The sequence below is a fragment of the Haloactinomyces albus genome (assembly GCF_031458135.1).
In the GTDB taxonomy this organism is placed as follows: domain Bacteria; phylum Actinomycetota; class Actinomycetes; order Mycobacteriales; family Pseudonocardiaceae; genus Haloactinomyces; species Haloactinomyces albus.
This window is the reverse complement of sequence record NZ_JAVDXW010000001.1, coordinates 2647817-2665489: the sequence shown is the minus strand read 5'-3', so window position 1 is coordinate 2665489 and position 17673 is coordinate 2647817. Positions and strand designations below refer to the sequence as shown.

The window sequence follows — 17673 nt, the reverse complement described above, 5'->3', positions numbered from 1 at the left end:
CCGCGGCGAGGCAACACCGGGGCTGCCGACACCGGCACCGCCTCAGAGGCTCCGGCAGTAGGGCGTTGGATCAGGGAGCGGTGGCCAGGTGGATGCCTCGCAAGACGAAGGAAGGAGGCGTGGCGGAGCCACGTCGACTCCACGACAACGCCGCGAGGCGCCGCCTGGGCGTCGCGAGCCCGACAGTTCCTACTGCCGGAGCCTCTTATATCTCGAACTTGTAGCCGAGCCCCCGCACGGTCACGAGATGGCGCGGATCGGTCGGATCGGGCTCGAGTTTCGAGCGCAGCCGCTTGATGTGCACGTCGAGGGTCTTGGTGTCACCAACGTAGTCGCCTCCCCAGACCCGGTCGATCAGTTGCCCGCGAGTGAGCACCCGACCGACGTTGCGCAGGAGGTACTCGAGCAGGTCGAACTCCTTGAGCGGCAGGCTGACCTCCTGCCCGGACACGGTCACCACATGGCGCTCCACGTCCATCCGCACCGGGCCGGCTTCGAGGGCCTGCGCCGAGACCTCCTCGGCCTCCCCACCACGCCGCAGTACGGCCCGCACCCGCGCGATGAGTTCGCGTGCCGAGTAGGGCTTGGTGACGTAGTCATCGGCGCCGAGTTCCAGGCCGACGACCCGATCGATCTCGGCGTCCCGCGCGGTCACCATGATCACCGGGACCATCGAGCGCTGCCGAATCTGCTTGCACACCTCGGTACCGCTCATTCCGGGCAGCATCAGGTCGAGCAGCACGATGTCCGCACCATTGCGGTCGAATTCGTCCAGGGCCTCCTGCCCGTCGGTGGTCACCGCAGGGGTGAACCCCTCCTTTCGCAGCATGAAGGCCAGCGGGTCGACGAAGGATTCCTCATCCTCCACGATCAGCACCCTGGTCACCGGAGTCCTCCCGTTTCGACGGCTTTGAACCCGTCCGCATCGACGGTCACGGAACGTACGTCTGCCATGTCGCTGCCGGAATCGGCGGTGGATCCGGCGGCAGCAGCGGAATCCACCTCGGCCGCTGATTCGGCCTCGGTTGCGGAATCGGTCTCGGCCGCGGTCGCGGTCTCCTCCGTACCGGCGGACTTGCCCGCACCGACGGGGTGGCCGGGCACCCTGAGCGTGAAGGTGGAGCCGGTACCGGGCCGACTCCACAGCTTCACTTCGCCGCCGTGGTTGGCAGCGACATGTTTGACAATGGCCAGCCCGAGGCCGGTCCCACCGGTGGCCCTGGAACGCGCGGGGTCCACGCGGAAGAAGCGCTCGAAGACTCGCTGTTGATCCTCGGGATCGATCCCGATACCCCGGTCGGTGACGGCGATCTCGACGAAGTCGCCGCTGCGCCTGCGACTGATCGAGACCGAGCTGTTGGCCGGGGAGTAGGAGATGGCGTTGTCGATGAGGTTGCTCAGCGCGGTCACCAGCAAGGTGCCGTCACCGTCCAGAAGCAGGTCGCTGGACTCGTCGACGGTGATCTCGATCCCGGCGGATTCCGCGGCGATACGGCTGCGCTCGAGAGCTTCCTCGACGACCCGGTCGACCTCGACGGTGGTGAGTTCGGGCAGCGATTCCGCGCCCTGCAGGCGCGAGAGCGCGATCAACTCGGAAACCAGCGTTCCGAGACGGGTCGATTCGTGCAGGATCTTGGTGGAGAAGTGGCGGACTTCCTCGGGGTCGTCGGCGGCATCGAGCACGGCCTCGGCGAGCAGGGCGAGGGCGCCGACGGGGGTCTTGAGTTCGTGGCTGACATTGGCGACGAAGTCGCGGCGCGTCGCTTCCAGCCGGACCGCGTCGGACTCGTCGCCTGCGTCGACGACCGCGAACTCGTCCCCCAGCGGCCGCGCCTCACCGAGTACGGCGGCGGGGGACCTCCCCTGCAGTGTCCCCCGCTCGAGCGGCGAGAGATCCACTGCCACCGGCTCACCGCTTTCGAGAACCTGCTCGGCGGCCTTGCGAGCGCGCGCGTCGGCTCGGTTGTCCCGGACGAAACCCAACTGGTCGGCGCGTGGGTTGTGCACCACCACGTCACCGAACTTGTTGAGCACGACTATGCCGTTGTTACTGGAGTGCACCAGCCGCTGAAGGAGTTCGGCGACGGTGGGCCCCTTTGGCCGGTTCCGCTCGTACCGGTTCCGAACATGGGCGAGCCAGAAGCCGCCCGCCAAACCGAGCACCAGCACGCCGATCAACAGGGCGGTATAGCCCAATATGGTCACACTTGCATCGTAAGCAGGTACGGCCCTCTCAGGACCAGCCCGCGAGGCCATTCAGTGATACCTGTGACATCGAGCGGTGGGCGATTTCACTCACGGTTCACCTTCGGGTCGGCACCGGTTCAACGGCGGGAGAGGCACCGGTTTCCGGGAAGACGTCCCACCCGCCCGTCGGCAAGACCGGCAAGACACCGCTTGAGTGGCCTCGGGGCGTGGTTCCGGTCCGGCATCGGGCGAACCGGAACCACCGACCGCGTCAGCGTCCCTGCTTGGCCACCGAGGCCACCGCTGCTTCGGCGGCATCCGGGTCGAGGTAGGTGCCACCGCGAACCACGGGGTTCAGCTGCTCGTCCAGGTCATAGCGCAGCGGGATACCGGTGGGGATGTTCAGCCCCGAAATGTCCTCGTCCGAGATCCCGTCGAGGTGCTTGACCAGCGCACGCAGCGAGTTGCCGTGCGCGGCGACGCACACCGTCCTACCGGCTCGCAAGTCCGGCACGATCGCCGACTCCCAGTACGGGAGGAGCCTGGCCACGACGTCCTTGAGGCATTCCGTACGCGGGAGGTCGCCGCCGAGATCGGCGTAGCGGGGGTCGTCCTCCTGGCTGTACTCGTCGCCCGGCTCGATTTCCGGGGGCGGGGTGTCATAGGAGCGCCGCCAGAGCATGAACTGCTCTTCACCGTAGGTGTCGAGTGTCTGTTTCTTGTTCTTGCCCTGCAGTGCGCCGTAGTGGCGTTCGTTGAGGCGCCAGTCGCGCCGCACCGGGATCCAGTGCCGGTCGGCGGCGTCCAGGGAGATGTTGGCGGTGGCGATGGCGCGACGGAGCAGCGAGGTGTGGAGTATCTCCGGCAGTACTCCTGCTTCCCGCAGGAGCTCACCACCTCGCTGCGCTTCCGCCTCGCCCTTCTCCGACAACGGAACGTCCACCCAACCGGTGAACAGGTTCTCGGCGTTCCATGTGCTTTCACCGTGCCGAAGCAGCACCAAGGTCCCGACAGCAGTCATGCTTTCAGGCTATCTCCGGTGCTTGCGAGCGACCGAGGCAAGCCATCATCGCGGTTCACACCAGCGTCGCGTCGAGGGTGATGGTCGTGCCCGCCAGCGCGGCCGAGACCGGGCAGATCTCCTTGGCCTTCTGCGCGGCCTGGTCGAACGCCTCCCGATCGGTCCCCGGAACCGTCGCCCGCACGGTCAGTGCGATCCCGGTGATGGCGAAGCCGCCTCCACTTTTGCCGAAGGAGACCTCCGCGCTGGTGTCGATCGTCTCCGGCGGGGTGCCCGCCTCGGTGAGCAGGCCGGACAGTTGCATCGAGAAGCAGGAGGAGTGCGCGGCGGCGATGAGTTCCTCCGGACTGGTGCGCCCGTCGGGGTCCTCGGTGCGGCTCGACCACGACACGGGGAAACGACCCGTGTTGGAGGAGTCCAATGTCACGGACCCGGAACCCGAGCCCAGGTCTCCGCTCCAGGTGGTGGTCGCGTTGCGTTCGGCCATCGCGCTACTCCGTTCTCCTTCGTCGCTGCCGGATTACTCGCTGTCCGGATTCGCCGCCGTCGTTGCCCGGGTTTTCCGGTGTCCGGGTGCCATGCCGGTCCCCGGCGGCGAGCCCGTGCGCCGACCACTCTGCCGCAGTGTGCGTACGGCCGCACGAGAACACGGAGTTCGCCGGACAGTTACGAAATAACCGCCATAGTGTTACGCCAAACGTGATGTTGATCACCGATTTCGGCCAAACGAGGGCAGTGCAGCATCACAGCGTTACCTTTTGAGACGAACATCACTCGAATGGAGTAAAGCTGTGGTCTTGTGGCCACTGCCGGACTCTGCGAAGTTGACAGCGCCCTTTCGGGATCGGCTCCCACGCACTCCCCGATCTCGCAGGGGCGTGAGCGCGGTTCGTCTCCCCCGTCGAACCGCGCCCGCCGGGCCGCGGGCACCCCCCCCCCGCCCAATCGGCCCGTCATGGCGGACCCCAGTGCGGGGCGGCTCAGGCTCGCGACTCCCCCTCTCTCCCGAGCCGCCCCGCCGCGGGTTCCCATGCCGCCGAGGCGCACTGGCCCGAGGAGCGGATCAAATCCGAATACCGGATCAATGACGGAAAGCTCGTCGCGGGCTCTCGCTGGCACACCCGGGAATCCCCACTGCGGGCGGATCCGGTCGACCTGTTGCTGCACGTGGCTTGGGGAGATGCCACTGATCACGCACGCCGAGCGCACAGTACTCCCGAGCTGAAGCCCAGCGCACTGAAGGTGGATTCACGAGAATGGGCAGCTTGAGCAACCTCGCCGAGCGCTTCGGCGGGAAGGACGAGTTACGCAGCGCACTGAACGACCTGGCGCGCCATCTCTACAACGTAGCGTAACTCATACTCACTTTGAGTTTTGTGCAATCCGACTGCACAAAACTAAGAGGCTCCGGCAGTAGGGCGTTGGATCAGGGAGCGGTGGCCAGGTGGATGCCTCGCAAGACGAAGGAAGGAGGCGTGGCGGAGCCACGTCGACTCCACGACAACGCCGCGAGGCGCCGCCTGGGCGCCGCGAGCCCGACAGTTCCTACTGCCGGAGCCTCTAAAACTCAGTATGAGTATCTCGCCTGCTGGGCTGCCGTGCATGCTCATCGCACCTCGTATCGTCTTTAGTCGATACTTGCGAACGGTACCGGGAGTCAAGGGGAGGCGACATGAGCACGAACTTGCTCGGCCTGCTCGGTTACGACGAGTCCGACCCCGAGGTGCAATCCGCTCGCGAAGATGCGGCCGAGCATACGAGCCTGATCGAGACCCTGGTGCGGATGCGCCACGAACGGAGCTTCACTCAGTCCCAGATTGCCGAGCGCGTGGGAACCACACGGGCGAAGGCGCCAAATTTCGAGCGTGTCGGAGGTAACCCGACACTGGCGACAATCCACTGCTACGCGCGTGCTGTCGGTACCCGTACACAGTGGTCGATCATGGACAGTGAGACTGGTCCCTCATCGGGTCGAACGGAGTGAACGGAACTTTCGTCCCGTCTACGTAGGCGAAAGTTCCGCTCACCGCTTCAGCTCGGAAGGCCGTCAGGCGTCGAAGGCGCCACCCTTGATCGCGGTCACGAACGCCGACCACTGCGCACCGGTCGTCGTGAAGTACCCGGCCGCACGGTCCTTGGTGTCCCGTACAGCCGCACCGCCGGCGACACGGCCGACCTCGACGCAAGCGTTGCCGCCTCCGCTACGGGTGGACTTGCGCCAGCCGGTAGGAGAGAGATCCATAGTCGTGCCCTTCATCCATGTAGAAATTCCGAGATACGGCAGACGCTGTCCTGCTCGCTCAACGCCTGCTCTCGAAGCTCGGCGAACAGGGTATCCAGCTCGGAAACAATGTCTTCGTCGTCCACGAGGTGACCACCGACGGCATACTCCTGGTAAGCAGTGGATGGCCACGTGTCGGGCGGGAAGTCCAGTAAATGGAACGAACCGGACATCGACTCGTGCAGACCGAGGTCGTACGGCAGGATGTTGATGGTCACGTTCGGACGTTTACCCATCTCGATCAAGTGAGTGAGTTGACCGGTAGACACGTTGCTGGCCTTGGCGCACCTGTGCAGTGCAGCTTCCGAGATGACGGTGATCAGCTCAAGCGGCTCTTCCTCGAAGAGCCGCTGCTGCCGCTGCATACGTAGCTCGACCTTGCGCTCGACCTCCTGCGGTTCGGTCATGTGGCGAGCGAGCGTCGTCACCGCACGAGCGTAGCCCTCGGTCTGTAACAGGCCGGGCATCAGTTCGAGCTCGAAGCTACGCACTCGTAATGCGTCGGTCTCCATCCCGACGTAGTTGGAAAACCACGTAGGAAGCCGATAGGTGGACCACCAACCGCGCTGCGATGCCTCCTGCCTGATCTCCTCGAACACTGCTCGGTCCTGGCTGCTGAGGTTGAAGTGATCCATCAAGACCATGAGCTCAGGCTTGCTCGGAGAGTTCCGTCCCGTCTCGATGTGCCCAACCTTGGCGACAGAGCACCCGAGCAGCTTCGCGATCTCTTCAAGGCTCTGAGCTGATTCGGCACGAAGTTTACGCAGCTCACGACCAAGAGCTTTGCGTCGCATGATCGGGCTCGCCATGCCCTGAGCGTAACCCTTCCAGACTGATCACCCGATCGGGCCATCGCGGATCGTAGTTCTACAAGTTAGGTTATCTAGAGTAGATCGACTGAGTAGATATGGACCTCAGTTGCGGATGGCCTCACTGAAGCGGAGGGCAAGACTTCGATGACTCACTACATCCAGGCGCCGTTCACATCAGGCCCTGAGCTGCGGCCGGAGGTGTGGCCTCGGTGGCTGCCCGGTACGACGCTGCGGGATCGGGATGCGCACTGGGCCTCGGATTGGAAGGTGCGGGCGGCCTGCGGTGCGGAAGTGCTGTGGGCCGAGCCCGGTCATCCGAGCACCCGGCGGCGCCGCTGCCCTGACTGCCTGCGGGTGGTGCGGTGATGGCGGGCAGGGAGACGGCGCTGGCGGCACTACTGCGCAAAGCCCAGTGGATGCTCGACGACGCGGCCTTCGCGGTGGGCGGCGGTCGCTGCACCCCGGAGGACCGGCGCGTGCTGGCGGGTGCGCTGGACGAACTCGCCGCCGCCCTGCGCGAGACCGCGACCGAGCACGACAGCCACAGCCGGTCCCACACCACGGGACTCAACACCGCCGAATCCCCTGCCGACGACCTCCACGGCAGCCGTTGCCCCGGCAGTGACTCTTCCGAGGAGGTCCGGTGATGGCCGAAGCCGTGATCGTGCTGGCGGTGCTGGCGGTGCTGCTCGGCCTGTTGGCCTGGACTCCGCAGGCCGACCTCGACCGGGCGCGTGGGCGTGCCCGTGAACATGCCTCCGAGTGCACATCCGGTCGGGAAGCCGATCGGCAGTCCGCCGAGCAGACCGAGTGGATGCGGCGGCCACCGGTGGGAAAAGCATGAGCGCCCCGGAAGTGGCCGATCCGGAGGAGCGCGCCTGGATGGCCAGTGTCCTCGAGTCCGGCTGGCACGCCGTGACCCGCTCCACCTGCGGCGGGTCCGTGATCGCCACCTGCGGACACCGCCTGTACGGGCCGATGCACCGCCGCCTCGGCGAAGAGCCTCCGCAGGACGCGGCACGCACGGTCTGCGCCCCCTGCACTCAGCTCGCCGGGGTGGCACCGTCCCGAGTACCGCGCGTCTCACCCCGCGTCACCTGGCCCACCCGGGACCCGGACATCACCTGGCCGGAGGAGGACCCCGACGCGGAGCCCACCGAGCGCATCCCCGACCTGGAATCGGCGCTGGTCCTGCTCCTCGACCGAACGCCGAACCCCGGCAGTTCCACCCTGCCGGGGGCCGACAGAGCCGAGCATACCGAGATCCCGCTACCGCAGGCCGCATAGGCCACGACTCGGTGCGGTGCCGCCTGTCCCCCGACCGGTACCGCACCGCGCCCGCCCTGGCACCTGCGACAACGGCGTCCCCGTTGCCAGGGCGGGCCCCCGGGACTCGGCGCGGCCCACTCCCCGACTCCGGTCGCGCCGAGTCCCCGGCGATGAAGAGCATCCTTTCCGCACGGGCGTTCCCCGCCCACCACCGAGAAAGCAGCTTCGGCATGACAACGGCCATCGAATTCTCCGACCAGCCCACTGTGTCCGACCAGGACTCCCAGGCAGCGCACCGATTCGGATGGTTCGGCCCACTCGACCCGACCGCACCCGCCCCGAGCGGGCCGATGCCGCACGAGGTGCACTGGCGCTTCCTCCGATTCACCGGCCCCCACGAGCAGGCCATGCTGGCACGGATCCTGGTCGGGCTACGGGACACGTGACCATGCACAGAGGACAACGGCGCTGGAAACGAGCCGCTCCCGGGTGGCGTTGGCCAATTTCTCGCGAAATTGACCGGCGCCACCCCGCACGGCCAACCGGAGTAGCTACCGCTCGGACATGGGGAGCACGGGTCCGTCCCGCTCGACGAGCTGGCGGAACGCCTGCAGGTTCGCCAGCGACTCCCCGCGCGACTCGCGCCAGCCCCACTCGCGGCGGATGGCCGTGGCGAAGCCGATCTCCAGCAGCGTGTTGAAGTCGCCGTCGGCCGCTTCCAGAATCTGCCCGAGGAGCCGATCGATTTCATCCTCGGTCACGGCGTGCAGGCCGATCCGCCCGACCAGGTAGATGTCCCCGGCGCTGTCGAGCGTGTAGTGCACGCCGTACAGGCGGGCATTGCGCTGCAGCATGTACCGGTAGACCTCCTCGTGGGCCTCGTCCGGCTGCCTGCACACGAACGCCTCGATCACCAGGGCGTGCTCGGCGACGAGGAGCCAGCAGTTGGTCTGGAGCTTGCGAGTGCCGGGCAACGTGACGAAGAACCTGCCTTCGGCCTCGTGCTTGTACTCCAGCGAACTGGAGTCCAGCGTTGCCTGGATGACCGCGCCGGGAGTCGTGGAAGTCACGCCGTTGCCTCCTGGATCCGGAACCGGGAATGGAATGCCATCTTCGCGCGCGCATATGTTTCCAGCAGCGCCTCGGTCGTGTGCTGCCAGGAGAAGCCGGTGGCGTGCGCGGTGGTTGCCGCGGCGAGTCTCGCCCGCCGGTCGGGCTCGAGCACCACCGAACCCAGCGCGTCGGCCCACTCCTTCGCCTCGTGTCCGGGCACCAGCAGACCGGACACGTCGTCGTCGACCGCCACGGACAGACCACCGACCTCGGCCGCCACGACCGGGGTACCGCAGGCCTGCGCCTCCAGGGCGACCAGGCCGAAGGACTCGCTGTAGCTGGGCACGGCCACCACGTCGGCGGCCCGGTACACCTCGGCCAGATCCTGCCCGCCCTGTGGCGGGAGAAACCGCACGACGTCGGTGATGCCGAGTTCGGCGGCGAGCTGATGCAGCGACTCGGGCCGCTCCATCCCGCTGCCGGACGGCCCGCCGACGACGAGCACGATCAGGCGACTTCGCAGTTCGGGATGCCGGTCGAGCAGCTCTGCCGTGGAGCGCAGGAGGACATCGGGGCCTTTCAGCGGTTGGATCCTGCCGACGAAGGCGAGCACGATGGCGTCCTGCGGAAGCCCGAACGCGGCGCGGGCGTGGTGCTGATCGCCCGGAGTGAAACGCTGCAGATCCACCCCGGGCGGGATGGTGGCCACGCTGTCCGGGTCGGCGTCGTAGAGGTCGATCAGCTCCTGCGCCTCGACATCGGTGTTGGCGACGAGCCGGTCGGCATCGGCGGCAACCTGTTCCTCACCGACAACGCGCACCCGTGGCTCCGGCGTGTCGCCCTCGGCCAGCGCGTTGTTCTTGACCTTGGCCAGCGTGTGCGCGGTGTGTACCAGGGGAACGCCCCACCGTTCCCGCGCCAGCCACCCGACCTGGCCGGACAGCCAGTAGTGCGAATGCGCGATGTCGTAATAGCCGGGTTCGTGGCGCGCCTCGACCCGGAGCGCCGCGGCGGCGAACGCGCACAACTGCGCGGGCAGGTCATCCTTGCCGAGCCCCTCGAAGGGACCCGCGACGACACTGCGCACCGTCACTCCGGGGGCCAGCTCCGCCACCGGAGGGATCTCGGACGAGGTGGCTCTCGTGAAGATTTCGACCTCGGTGCCGAGTTCGGCCATCCGGGTGGCGGTCTGTGCGATGTAGACATTCATGCCGCCCGCATCGCCGGTTCCGGGTTGTTCGAGTGGTGAGGTGTGCAACGAGAACACGGCGACACGGCGCGGACGCATTCGGAGTGTGGTGGAAGTCATCTACTGCCCATCGAAGCCTGTCATGGCGAGCCGAGACCTTCGGGCCCATCGAGTCCCGACACTTCCGAGCCCCGAAACATTCCGATATTGTTTGCCTCACAACTCCTTGACAGCATCGTGCGCAGGGCAGGTGCTCCCCGGGAGGTGGCCCCGGGAAGCCGCGCGGCCCGACAGGCACAGTCCATTGGCCACGGAGCACAACCCGCTGGTCACAGGGCGGACTTGGCCTGCCACTGCTCCCAACTGAGCATCCAGTCGTACACCGCGTAGCGGGGCGGCATGCTCGTGCTGGAGCCGGTGACCTCCACGGGATCGCCGCGCATAGCGCTGTCGAAGTACTGCTTCGCGTCGGCGTTGGTGAGATTGATGCAGCCGTGGGAAGTGTTGCGCTCGCCGATGTTGGCCCGGTTCTCCTCGTTCTCGTGGATGAACTCCCCGTGGTTGGAGATCCGCACGGCCCACTTCTTCTTGACATCGGTGTAGCCGTACTGGGGGTTGTCCATGATCTCGACGGGATGCTTGGCCATCACCATGTAGGTCCCGTTGTGGGTGTGCAGGTCGGGATTGCCCGGCCTGCCGTAGCTGGCCGGATAGCTGGCGACCTGCTCGCCGCTGCGCATGACCACGATGCGATGCGTGTCCACATCGGCCTTGACGACCTGAGCGCGGCCGATGCTGAACTCCGTGGTCAGATCGGCCTTGCCGTACTTACCGCTGCCGTAGTGGAGCCCGTAGAGGTTGGCCTCCACGCTCACCTCGGTGTGCGCGGGCCAGTACTCCTTGGGGCGCCAGTGGACCTTCTTGTCGTTCAACCAGGCCCAGGCTCCCTTGACCTCTTCGGAAGCGTTCACTTCCAGGGCGCGCTGGACCGCGGCCTTGTTCTCCACCGGCGCGTCGAACTCGATCATGATCGGGATCGCGATGCCGCGTGTCACACCATCGACAGGGGTGATCGTGGCGCGCACGACCTCCTTCGGCTGCACGGTGGTGAAGCTTCCCCGGACCGGAACCGTCTTGCCGTTCTCGCCGACCGCACTGCCCGACCAGGTGTAGGTCTTGCCGTAGCCGAGAACCTCGCTCGTCTGCCAGCTCGTACCGTCCTCGGCGAGGGTGCCCTGCACTTTCTCGCCGCTCTCGTTCGTCAGCGTGACCTGCTCGAGACGACCGTGTGCCACCGAGACGGTGACCGGTTCGGTGGGGTTGACCTCCGTTGCCCCCTCAGCGGGCTCGAGTGTGACCTGAGCCGTAGGCGCCGCTTCCTGCGAACTCGGGTTCGTCGCCCCTCCGCCGCTTCCGCCGCTTCCGGCACCGCAGCCGGAAACCAGCAGCACCGCTGCCAGCATCCCGCTCAGGACGACCCACAAGGGCCGCACTCGTGACCGTCTCTCGCTGTTCAACACCCTGACCTCACTCCGTCATGATCCGGATGCGCACGCATCTCTTCCCGTGGACGCCTGGCAAGCGGTCGGGGATGCCCGAGCTCGAAGTGTCACGAGTCACAGCAACCGGATGGCCCCCGAGCTTCGATCGGTCTCTGCGGGAGGATCGCCGCGTGAGCACTACACCGGAGTCTACGACGGCAAGCCCGCACCCTGCATCGACGGGAACCTCGGCCGCACGCGAGGGAGCCCGCTGGGCCGTGGTCACCGGCGCGAGTTCCGGGATCGGCGCGGCCACCGCGCGCGCACTCGCCGCCGCGGGTTTCCACGTCGTCATGGGGGCGCGGCGAGTCGCTCGACTGGAGCAGTTGGCCGAGGAGATCGGTGGAACCGCGGTGGAACTCGACGTGACCGACGCGGCTTCGGTGGCGGCGTTCGTCGAGCGCGTCCCCGAATGCCACGTCCTGGTCAACAACGCGGGCGGCGCGAAGGGCGTGGCCCCGGTCACCGCGGCCGACGAGGCCGACTGGCGGTGGATGTGGGAGACGAACGTGCTGGGCACGCTGCGACTGACGAAGTCGCTGCTGCCGAAGCTGGTCGCCTCCGGCAACGGGCACGTGGTGACGGTGACGTCGGTCGCCGCACTGGAAACCTACGACAACGGATCCGGCTACACCTCGGCCAAGCACGCCCAGGCCGCGCTGCACCGGACACTGCGTGGTGAGCATCTCGGCGAACCCGTCCGGTTCACCGAGGTCGCCCCGGGCCTGGTGGAAACGGAGTTCTCCGAGGTGCGCTTCAGCGGTGACACCGAGCGGGCTGCGGCGGTCTACCGTGGTCTGACCCCGCTGACCGCCGAGGACGTCGCCGACGTGATCAGCTTCGCGGTCACCAGGCCTGCCCACGTGGACCTCGATCAGATCGTGCTCAAGCCCCGTGACCAGGCGTCGGCCACCCGCGCACACCGGGAGTCCTGAGGGAGCACCCGCAGGAGTGCTCTCACGGTGAATCCGGCACGGTGGTCGGAGAGTTGCCGCCTCGGCTCGCGTCCCCCAGCCGATGGGAGGACAGGCACAGTTCCACGTCGAGTTCGCCGAGCACATCGGTGATGGGGCATGCGAACCCGGTCGCCCCGTCCGGGCTGCTGCCGAAGCACAGGCCGACCACCCGCCCCTCGGAATCGACCAGCACGGCTCCCGCGTCCCCGCGCCCGGCGAACGCGGGATATCGGCAAGCCGCGGAAACGCGCACCTGCTCGCGCAGGACGCGCACGCCGAGCGTGTCACCGTGGTCGATGCGCAGCGTCGTGTCGATCGAGGTGACGGTGCCGGTGGTCACCCCCGTGCCGTAGCCGCTCTTGTGCACGGTCTCGCCGGGATGGGCCCCGCACTGTCCGGTGATCGCACCGAGACCTGCGACCGCGCAGGAATGCCCGACACCATTGTCGATGGCCACAGCGGCGGCGTTGGCCCGCCCGGACAGTGCGGCTCGGGCCAGCTCGGCATACACCCGACCGGTGTCCGGATCGGACATCCGGTTGCCGACTGCCCATGCGTCATCCATGCAGGCGACGTCGAAAGTGGTGAGTCCCATCATCACCGGGCTCGACGCGGAAGCGACGACCAGCGTGCCCAGTGTGCCGACACGGCGGTATTCGTCCCCGTCGGCGGCGGCACGATCTCCGGGCACGACCGGGCGGCACGGCGCGATGCCGTGGCCACCGTGGACGGTTCTCGGTGTATCGCGCCTGCCGGTGATCGGTGCTTGCCGAATCGGGCGATGCTCGTGCTGGACCACGGGTTGTTCTTCGATGACATCGGTGGGGACGCCGAGCACGCTGGTGGGAACGCGGGCGCCGGTGGCGAGCTGCTCCGCCTGCGCCTTGCGGCGAACCGAGACGACGATGACCTGCTCACCCGTGGGGCGCGTGCCCGCGCGCTTCTCCCCGATGTCGACCGCGACGACACCGGGTAGATCCAGCAGCTGATCCTCCACGGCTCGTTTGACCGGGCGAATAAGTGCTCGATCGCGTCGTTCCCTGATGTTCCACATGGCACCCTCCGGGCACCATTTAACACTCAGAGTTAATCATTAGTCACGAAGCGTCACTCATACGGCCGTTCGACATTCACTCACCTCAGTGCGCAGTCCACCAGTACCGGCTCGACGCCCAGCGACACTCCGAAGTGCTCGCGAACACCGCTGCGCACCTCCGCTGCCAGACCGAGCAGATCATCGGTGGTGGCCGATCCCCGGTTGGTGAGCGCGAGAGTGTGTTTGGTGGACAGTCCGACCCGGCCGCCGGGGCCCCGGTACCCCTTCGTGAATCCGGCTCGTTCGATGAGCCACGCCGCGGAGAGTTTGGTGCTTGTCCCCGCTGCCGGATAACGGGGAATGCGCTGGTCGGAACCGACCCCGGCCGCGATGCGGTGCAGCGCGTCGGCAAGTTCGCCCTGCTCCAGCACGGGATTGACGAAGAACGAGCCCGCGCTCCAGGTGTCGTGATCCTCCGGATCGAGCACCATGCCCTTGCCGCGCCGGAGACCGAGCACCGCCGCACGCGCCCGCTCGGCGGAGACCCGATCGCCGATGTCGACGTCGAGAGCGCGGGCGAGTTCGCCGTAACGGATGGGCGCGGAGAGACCATCATCACGAAGCAGGAAACGCACCCGCAATACGACTGCCGTCTCGGTGTGCTTGAGCAGGCTGCTGCGGTAGGTGAGGCCGAGCTCCTCGGCGGGAACCGTCCGGACACGGCCGGTCCGGCGTTCCAACAGGTCCACCGAGGTCAACATCTCGGAGACCTCGACACCATAGGCGCCGACATTCTGCACGGGAGTGGCACCGGTGAGCCCGGGTATACCGGACAGGCACTCCAGACCGCCGAGCCCTTGCCGCACGGTTTCGGCGACCACCTCGTCCCAGTCCTCACCGGCCTCGACGGTCAACCGCACGAGACCGTCACCGGCACTGTCGATCCGGTGGCCGCGGGTGGCGATGCGCACCACCCGGCCGTCGAACCCGCTGTCGGCGATCACGAGGTTCGAGCCGCCTCCGAGCAGGAGCAGGCGCGTGCCCGCGGAATCCGCCGTACGGACGGCCTCGGCCAGTTCGTCGGCGTGCCCGGCCACGACGAGCTCGGCCGCCGGGCCGCCCAGCCGCAGCGTGGTGTGGCGCGCGAGTGCGTCGCCACTCGAAAGGTCACCCGAAAGATTGGCTGGGCGACCAGGCTGGAGGTCGGCCGGGGCACGAGTATCGGCTTGGGCGGTCTCGCGCGGTTGCGACGCGCCGGACAGCGAGGAGTTCACGACTGCCAAAGGTAACCTTCTTCGCATGACACGCCGCATCGAGCACCGCAGCACCTCCGCATGGCCGGCCTCCCGGATGCACGGCGCGCTGATCGACACCGACCACATCAAGGAACGACTGAGCAAACTCGGCGGCAGCAATACGGAACTGGTCGAGTATTCGGCGACCGAGCAGGACGTGCGGTTCCAAGTACGGCAGGGAGTGCCCGCCGACCGGTTGCCCTCGATCGCTCGCACCGTGGTGAGCGGGGACGTGCTGATCGATCGCAGCGAATCGTGGCGCCCCGTCGAGCCGGGGTACTACTCGGGCGAGGTGGCAGCGGCGATTCCCCGCGTACCTGGCTCCATCACGGGCTCGATGTGGTTGCGTGACCTGCCCGAGGCCGAGCAATCCGCGGACGAAAACCGGGTCAGTGAGTTCGTGATCGACGGCAGCGTCACCGTGAACATGCCTTTCGTCGGCGGCAAGGTGGAGGAGATGGTCGCCGACCGGATCAGCGCCCTGCTGGCCGAGGAGGCACGGTTCACCTCCGACTGGCTGTCCCGCCAACCGCGCGGGCACTGAAAGCGCCCGGACCGCCGCCGCTGCTCGCGATCCGAGCCGGACGTGCGCCGGACGCTGTCTTCGGAGGTCTTCGGAGGTCTTCGCGAGCCTCGACACACCTCCTAAACTCCGGGCATGATGAGCGAGAGTCACCACCGTGAGCTCACCGAGCAGGCCGCCGCGCTGCGTGCGATGGCAGTGCAGGCGGGGCCACAGGCCTCCGTACTCACCTGCCCCGGTTGGGATGTGCACAAGATGATGCGCCACCTCGGCCGCGTCTATGCGATGGGCAGTCTCGCGGTGGACACGGAGCCGGACGGCTCCACACCGCAGCCTCCCGTCCCCCCGGACGGATTCACCGACACGCTGTCCTGGTGGGACGACCGGTTGGCCGAGCTGCTCGACAAGCTCGCCACGAGTGACGCCGACCGCGCCGTGTGGTCGTTCTTTCCGGGTGGCACGCCCGCAGCCTGGAGCCGCAGGATGGCGCACGAGACCGCGATCCACCGGCTCGACGCGGAACATGCGCTGGCCGACGGCGACACCGCCCAAGTCCGGGAGCTGCTGTTCGATTCGGACTTCGCCGCCGACGGCGTCGACGAGATGCTCTCGGTGCTGTTGTCCGGCACCCGCAAGTGGGCGGATCAGCACGGTGACGGCCAAGCGCTGTTCCACGCGGCCGATGCGGGCCGGACGTGGCTGGTGACCTTCCGCCCCGAGCAGCCCCCGGAAACGGGCGCCCCCCACGATGCCGCGCTCGGCAGCCCCGAGGTGGACGCCACGGTCGCCGGAACGGCCGATGCGATCTACCGGCGCGTGTGGGGGCGACCGAGCTCCGCCGTGGTCAGCGGAGACGAGACGCTCGCAGGGCTGGTCAGTGGCCGCTGAAGCACTCGGTCCCGCCATCCGGGCACAACCGGCTCCGGCGCTTGCGAACTGCGAGAATCGGCCACCATGTCACTGACCGAACGGCGATACGTCATCACCCTCGGTTGTCCGGACCGCACCGGCATCGTCGCCCACATCGCCTCCTTCCTGGCGGAATGGGGCGGCTGGATCGTCGAGGCGGGGTACCACACCGATCCGGACACCGGCTGGTTCTTCACCCGCCAGGAAGTTCGTGCGGACTCGCTGCCGTTCGGGATCGAGGAACTGCGAGAACGGTTCGCGAAGGTGGCCACGCAGCTGGACGAGCGCGCCGACTGGCGGGTCTCCGATACCGAGCAGCGACGCCGGGTCGTGATCCTGGTGTCGAAGGAGGGCCACTGCCTGCACGACCTGCTCGGCCGCATCGGCTCCGGCGAGCTGGATGTGGACCTGCGCGCGGTGATCGGCAACCATCCGGATCTGGGACCGATCACGGAGGCACACGGCATCCCGTTCCACCACGTCCCGTTTCCCCAGGGCACAGACCCGCATGGCACAGATCCGCAGGCGAAGGAAGCCGCCTTCGGCCGCATCCGGGAACTGGTCGACGGCCAGGCTCCGGACGCCATCGTGCTCGCCAAGTTCATGCGGGTACTGCCGCCGGAACTGTGCCGGGCGTGGCAGGACCGTGCCCTCAACATTCACCACAGTTTCCTGCCGTCGTTCGCCGGCGCTCGCCCGTATCATCAGGCGTACCAGCGCGGGGTGAAACTGGTCGGGGCAACCTGCCACTACGTCACGGCGGACCTGGATGCGGGGCCGATCATCGAGCAGGACGTGACGCGGGTGGACCATACGGACTCGGTGTCGGACATGGTCCGCAAAGGCCGGGACATCGAGAAAATCGTCCTCGCCCGCGGCCTGCGCGCCCACCTGGAGGATCGGGTACTGGTGCACGACCAGCGCACCGTCGTCTTTTAGCCGGGCAGTGTCGTCTTTCGGCCGAGCAGGTCCGGCAGTTTGCGGGGCGGTTGCTGCTCAGCGGCCCAGGTCGGTGACCACCTCGGCCTCCGGAAGCTCACCGAGCAGCTTTCCGGGGGCGATGAGCTTGCTCCGGCGCAGTCCACTGCCGACGACGACGGCGGGGGATTCGGTGACGGCGGCGTCGACGAGGACCGGCCAACCATCGGGGAGACCGAACGGAGTGATCCCGCCGTATTCCATCCCGGTCAGGCTGACAGCCTCCTCCATCGGCGTGAAGGAGGCCTTGCGCACGTCCAACCTGCGCCGGACGACGCCGTTCACATCGGCGCGAGTGGTGGACAGGACCAAGCAGGCGGCATACCGCAGCTCACCGGAGCGCTTGCCGGAAACCACCACACAGTTCGCCGAGAGTTCCGGGGGCGAGTCGTACTGCTCGCAGAACGCGGCCGTGTCGGCCAACTCCGGGTCGATCTCGGCAACACCGACGGTCTCGGGAGTCTCGAGAGCTCGAATCGCGGGCACGACACGATCGGCGAGCAAGTCCTGCCGTTCCAGTGCGGGCGAGACCTCGAGCGTTCCGGCAGCCGATGACCAGTCAACCATGCTGCGAGCCTAGGCCCTGACCGGTTGGCCCCTGCCCACGGGGAGGATTTTTGCAG

22 protein-coding genes are annotated in these 17673 nt (G+C 67.4%); 10 read left to right on the top strand and 12 right to left on the bottom strand.

The genetic code is table 11. The features are described 5' to 3' along the window. Window positions 1-205: 205 nt before the first annotated feature. From JOF55_RS12600 to JOF55_RS12585, 4 genes are all read right to left on the bottom strand, one after another. Window positions 206-886 (bottom strand): response regulator transcription factor, encoded by a 681-nt coding sequence (locus tag JOF55_RS12600; RefSeq protein WP_310273805.1) that lies wholly within the window; start codon window positions 884-886, stop codon window positions 206-208. Continuing rightward, window positions 883-2205, bottom strand: coding sequence for a sensor histidine kinase (locus tag JOF55_RS12595; protein ID WP_310273803.1), 1323 nt, complete (start codon window positions 2203-2205; stop codon window positions 883-885). Before JOF55_RS12595 ends, JOF55_RS12600 begins: the two co-directional genes overlap by 4 nt. Window positions 2206-2458: 253 nt before the next feature. After that, window positions 2459-3208, bottom strand: coding sequence for a phosphoglyceromutase (locus JOF55_RS12590; RefSeq protein WP_310273802.1), 750 nt, complete (start codon window positions 3206-3208; stop codon window positions 2459-2461). Window positions 3209-3263: 55 nt separating this feature from the next. After that, window positions 3264-3695, bottom strand: coding sequence for an OsmC family peroxiredoxin (locus JOF55_RS12585; protein WP_310273800.1), 432 nt, complete (start codon window positions 3693-3695; stop codon window positions 3264-3266). Between the two features lie 1185 nt (window positions 3696-4880). Here JOF55_RS12585 and JOF55_RS12580 point away from each other — a divergent pair. Continuing rightward, window positions 4881-5192, top strand: coding sequence for a helix-turn-helix domain-containing protein (locus tag JOF55_RS12580; RefSeq protein ID WP_310273798.1), 312 nt, complete (start codon window positions 4881-4883; stop codon window positions 5190-5192). 63 nt (window positions 5193-5255) lie between these two features. On the opposite strand, the gene JOF55_RS12575 is transcribed toward JOF55_RS12580, so the two are convergent. After that, window positions 5256-5450, bottom strand: a complete 195-nt coding sequence (locus JOF55_RS12575; protein WP_310278347.1) for a DUF397 domain-containing protein — start codon at window positions 5448-5450, stop codon at window positions 5256-5258. A gap of 11 nt (window positions 5451-5461) precedes the next feature. Further along, the gene (locus JOF55_RS12570; protein WP_310273796.1) at window positions 5462-6298 is read right to left on the bottom strand and encodes a helix-turn-helix domain-containing protein; all 837 of its coding nucleotides are present in this window, start codon (window positions 6296-6298) and stop codon (window positions 5462-5464) included. A gap of 147 nt (window positions 6299-6445) precedes the next feature. Here JOF55_RS12570 and JOF55_RS12565 point away from each other — a divergent pair, with 147 nt between their 5' ends. From JOF55_RS12565 to JOF55_RS12545, 5 genes are all read left to right on the top strand, one after another. After that, complete coding sequence (locus JOF55_RS12565; RefSeq protein ID WP_310273794.1) at window positions 6446-6667, top strand: hypothetical protein; 222 nt, start codon at window positions 6446-6448, stop codon at window positions 6665-6667. After that, on the top strand, window positions 6667-6948 hold the full coding sequence (locus JOF55_RS12560) for a hypothetical protein (RefSeq protein ID WP_310273792.1): 282 nt from the start codon (window positions 6667-6669) through the stop codon (window positions 6946-6948). Before JOF55_RS12565 ends, JOF55_RS12560 begins: the two co-directional genes overlap by 1 nt. Continuing rightward, the gene (locus JOF55_RS12555; RefSeq protein ID WP_310273790.1) at window positions 6948-7145 is read left to right on the top strand and encodes a hypothetical protein; all 198 of its coding nucleotides are present in this window, start codon (window positions 6948-6950) and stop codon (window positions 7143-7145) included. The genes JOF55_RS12560 and JOF55_RS12555 overlap by 1 nt, the downstream gene beginning before the upstream one ends. After that, window positions 7142-7588, top strand: a complete 447-nt coding sequence (locus tag JOF55_RS12550) for a hypothetical protein (RefSeq protein WP_310273788.1) — start codon at window positions 7142-7144, stop codon at window positions 7586-7588. Before JOF55_RS12555 ends, JOF55_RS12550 begins: the two co-directional genes overlap by 4 nt. Window positions 7589-7800: 212 nt before the next feature. Continuing rightward, entirely contained in the window at window positions 7801-8016 is a 216-nt protein-coding gene (locus JOF55_RS12545) for a hypothetical protein (protein ID WP_310273786.1), read from the top strand. 105 nt (window positions 8017-8121) lie between these two features. Here the strand turns inward: JOF55_RS12545 and JOF55_RS12540 are convergent, their stop codons facing one another. From JOF55_RS12540 to JOF55_RS12530, 3 genes are all read right to left on the bottom strand, one after another. After that, window positions 8122-8640 carry a type III secretion system chaperone family protein gene (locus tag JOF55_RS12540; protein ID WP_310273785.1) on the bottom strand — a complete coding sequence of 173 codons (519 nt, stop codon included), beginning with the start codon at window positions 8638-8640 and terminating at the stop codon, window positions 8122-8124. Continuing rightward, on the bottom strand, window positions 8637-9932 hold the full coding sequence (mshA, locus tag JOF55_RS12535; protein WP_310273783.1) for a D-inositol-3-phosphate glycosyltransferase: 1296 nt from the start codon (window positions 9930-9932) through the stop codon (window positions 8637-8639). Before mshA ends, JOF55_RS12540 begins: the two co-directional genes overlap by 4 nt. 209 nt (window positions 9933-10141) lie before the next feature. Then, window positions 10142-11275, bottom strand: a complete 1134-nt coding sequence (locus JOF55_RS12530) for a L,D-transpeptidase (RefSeq protein WP_374727478.1) — start codon at window positions 11273-11275, stop codon at window positions 10142-10144. A 296-nt stretch (window positions 11276-11571) separates the two neighbouring features. Between JOF55_RS12530 and JOF55_RS12525 the strand changes: the two genes are divergently transcribed. Beyond that, the gene (locus JOF55_RS12525) at window positions 11572-12288 is read left to right on the top strand and encodes an SDR family NAD(P)-dependent oxidoreductase (protein ID WP_374727477.1); all 717 of its coding nucleotides are present in this window, start codon (window positions 11572-11574) and stop codon (window positions 12286-12288) included. A gap of 22 nt (window positions 12289-12310) precedes the next feature. Here the strand turns inward: JOF55_RS12525 and JOF55_RS12520 are convergent, their stop codons facing one another. Further along, window positions 12311-13306 carry a hypothetical protein gene (locus tag JOF55_RS12520; RefSeq protein ID WP_310273777.1) on the bottom strand — a complete coding sequence of 332 codons (996 nt, stop codon included), beginning with the start codon at window positions 13304-13306 and terminating at the stop codon, window positions 12311-12313. Between the two features lie 137 nt (window positions 13307-13443). Beyond that, window positions 13444-14628, bottom strand: coding sequence for a UDP-N-acetylmuramate dehydrogenase (locus JOF55_RS12515; protein ID WP_374727272.1), 1185 nt, complete (start codon window positions 14626-14628; stop codon window positions 13444-13446). Window positions 14629-14644: 16 nt separating this feature from the next. On the opposite strand from JOF55_RS12515, the gene JOF55_RS12510 reads away from it, so the two are divergent. From JOF55_RS12510 to purU, 3 genes are all read left to right on the top strand, one after another. Beyond that, window positions 14645-15184: a DUF2505 domain-containing protein gene (locus tag JOF55_RS12510; RefSeq protein ID WP_310273773.1), complete on the top strand. Its 540-nt coding sequence runs from the start codon at window positions 14645-14647 to the stop codon at window positions 15182-15184. 114 nt (window positions 15185-15298) lie between these two features. Further along, a complete protein-coding gene (locus JOF55_RS12505; protein ID WP_310273771.1) occupies window positions 15299-16051 on the top strand; it encodes a maleylpyruvate isomerase N-terminal domain-containing protein in 753 nt (250 codons plus the stop codon). A 66-nt stretch (window positions 16052-16117) separates the two neighbouring features. Beyond that, on the top strand, window positions 16118-17011 hold the full coding sequence (gene purU / locus JOF55_RS12500; RefSeq protein ID WP_310273769.1) for a formyltetrahydrofolate deformylase: 894 nt from the start codon (window positions 16118-16120) through the stop codon (window positions 17009-17011). 57 nt (window positions 17012-17068) lie between these two features. Here purU and JOF55_RS12495 read toward each other — a convergent pair whose 3' ends face one another. Continuing rightward, a complete protein-coding gene (locus JOF55_RS12495) occupies window positions 17069-17617 on the bottom strand; it encodes a YbaK/EbsC family protein (RefSeq protein WP_310273767.1) in 549 nt (182 codons plus the stop codon). Window positions 17618-17673 lie beyond the last annotated feature (56 nt).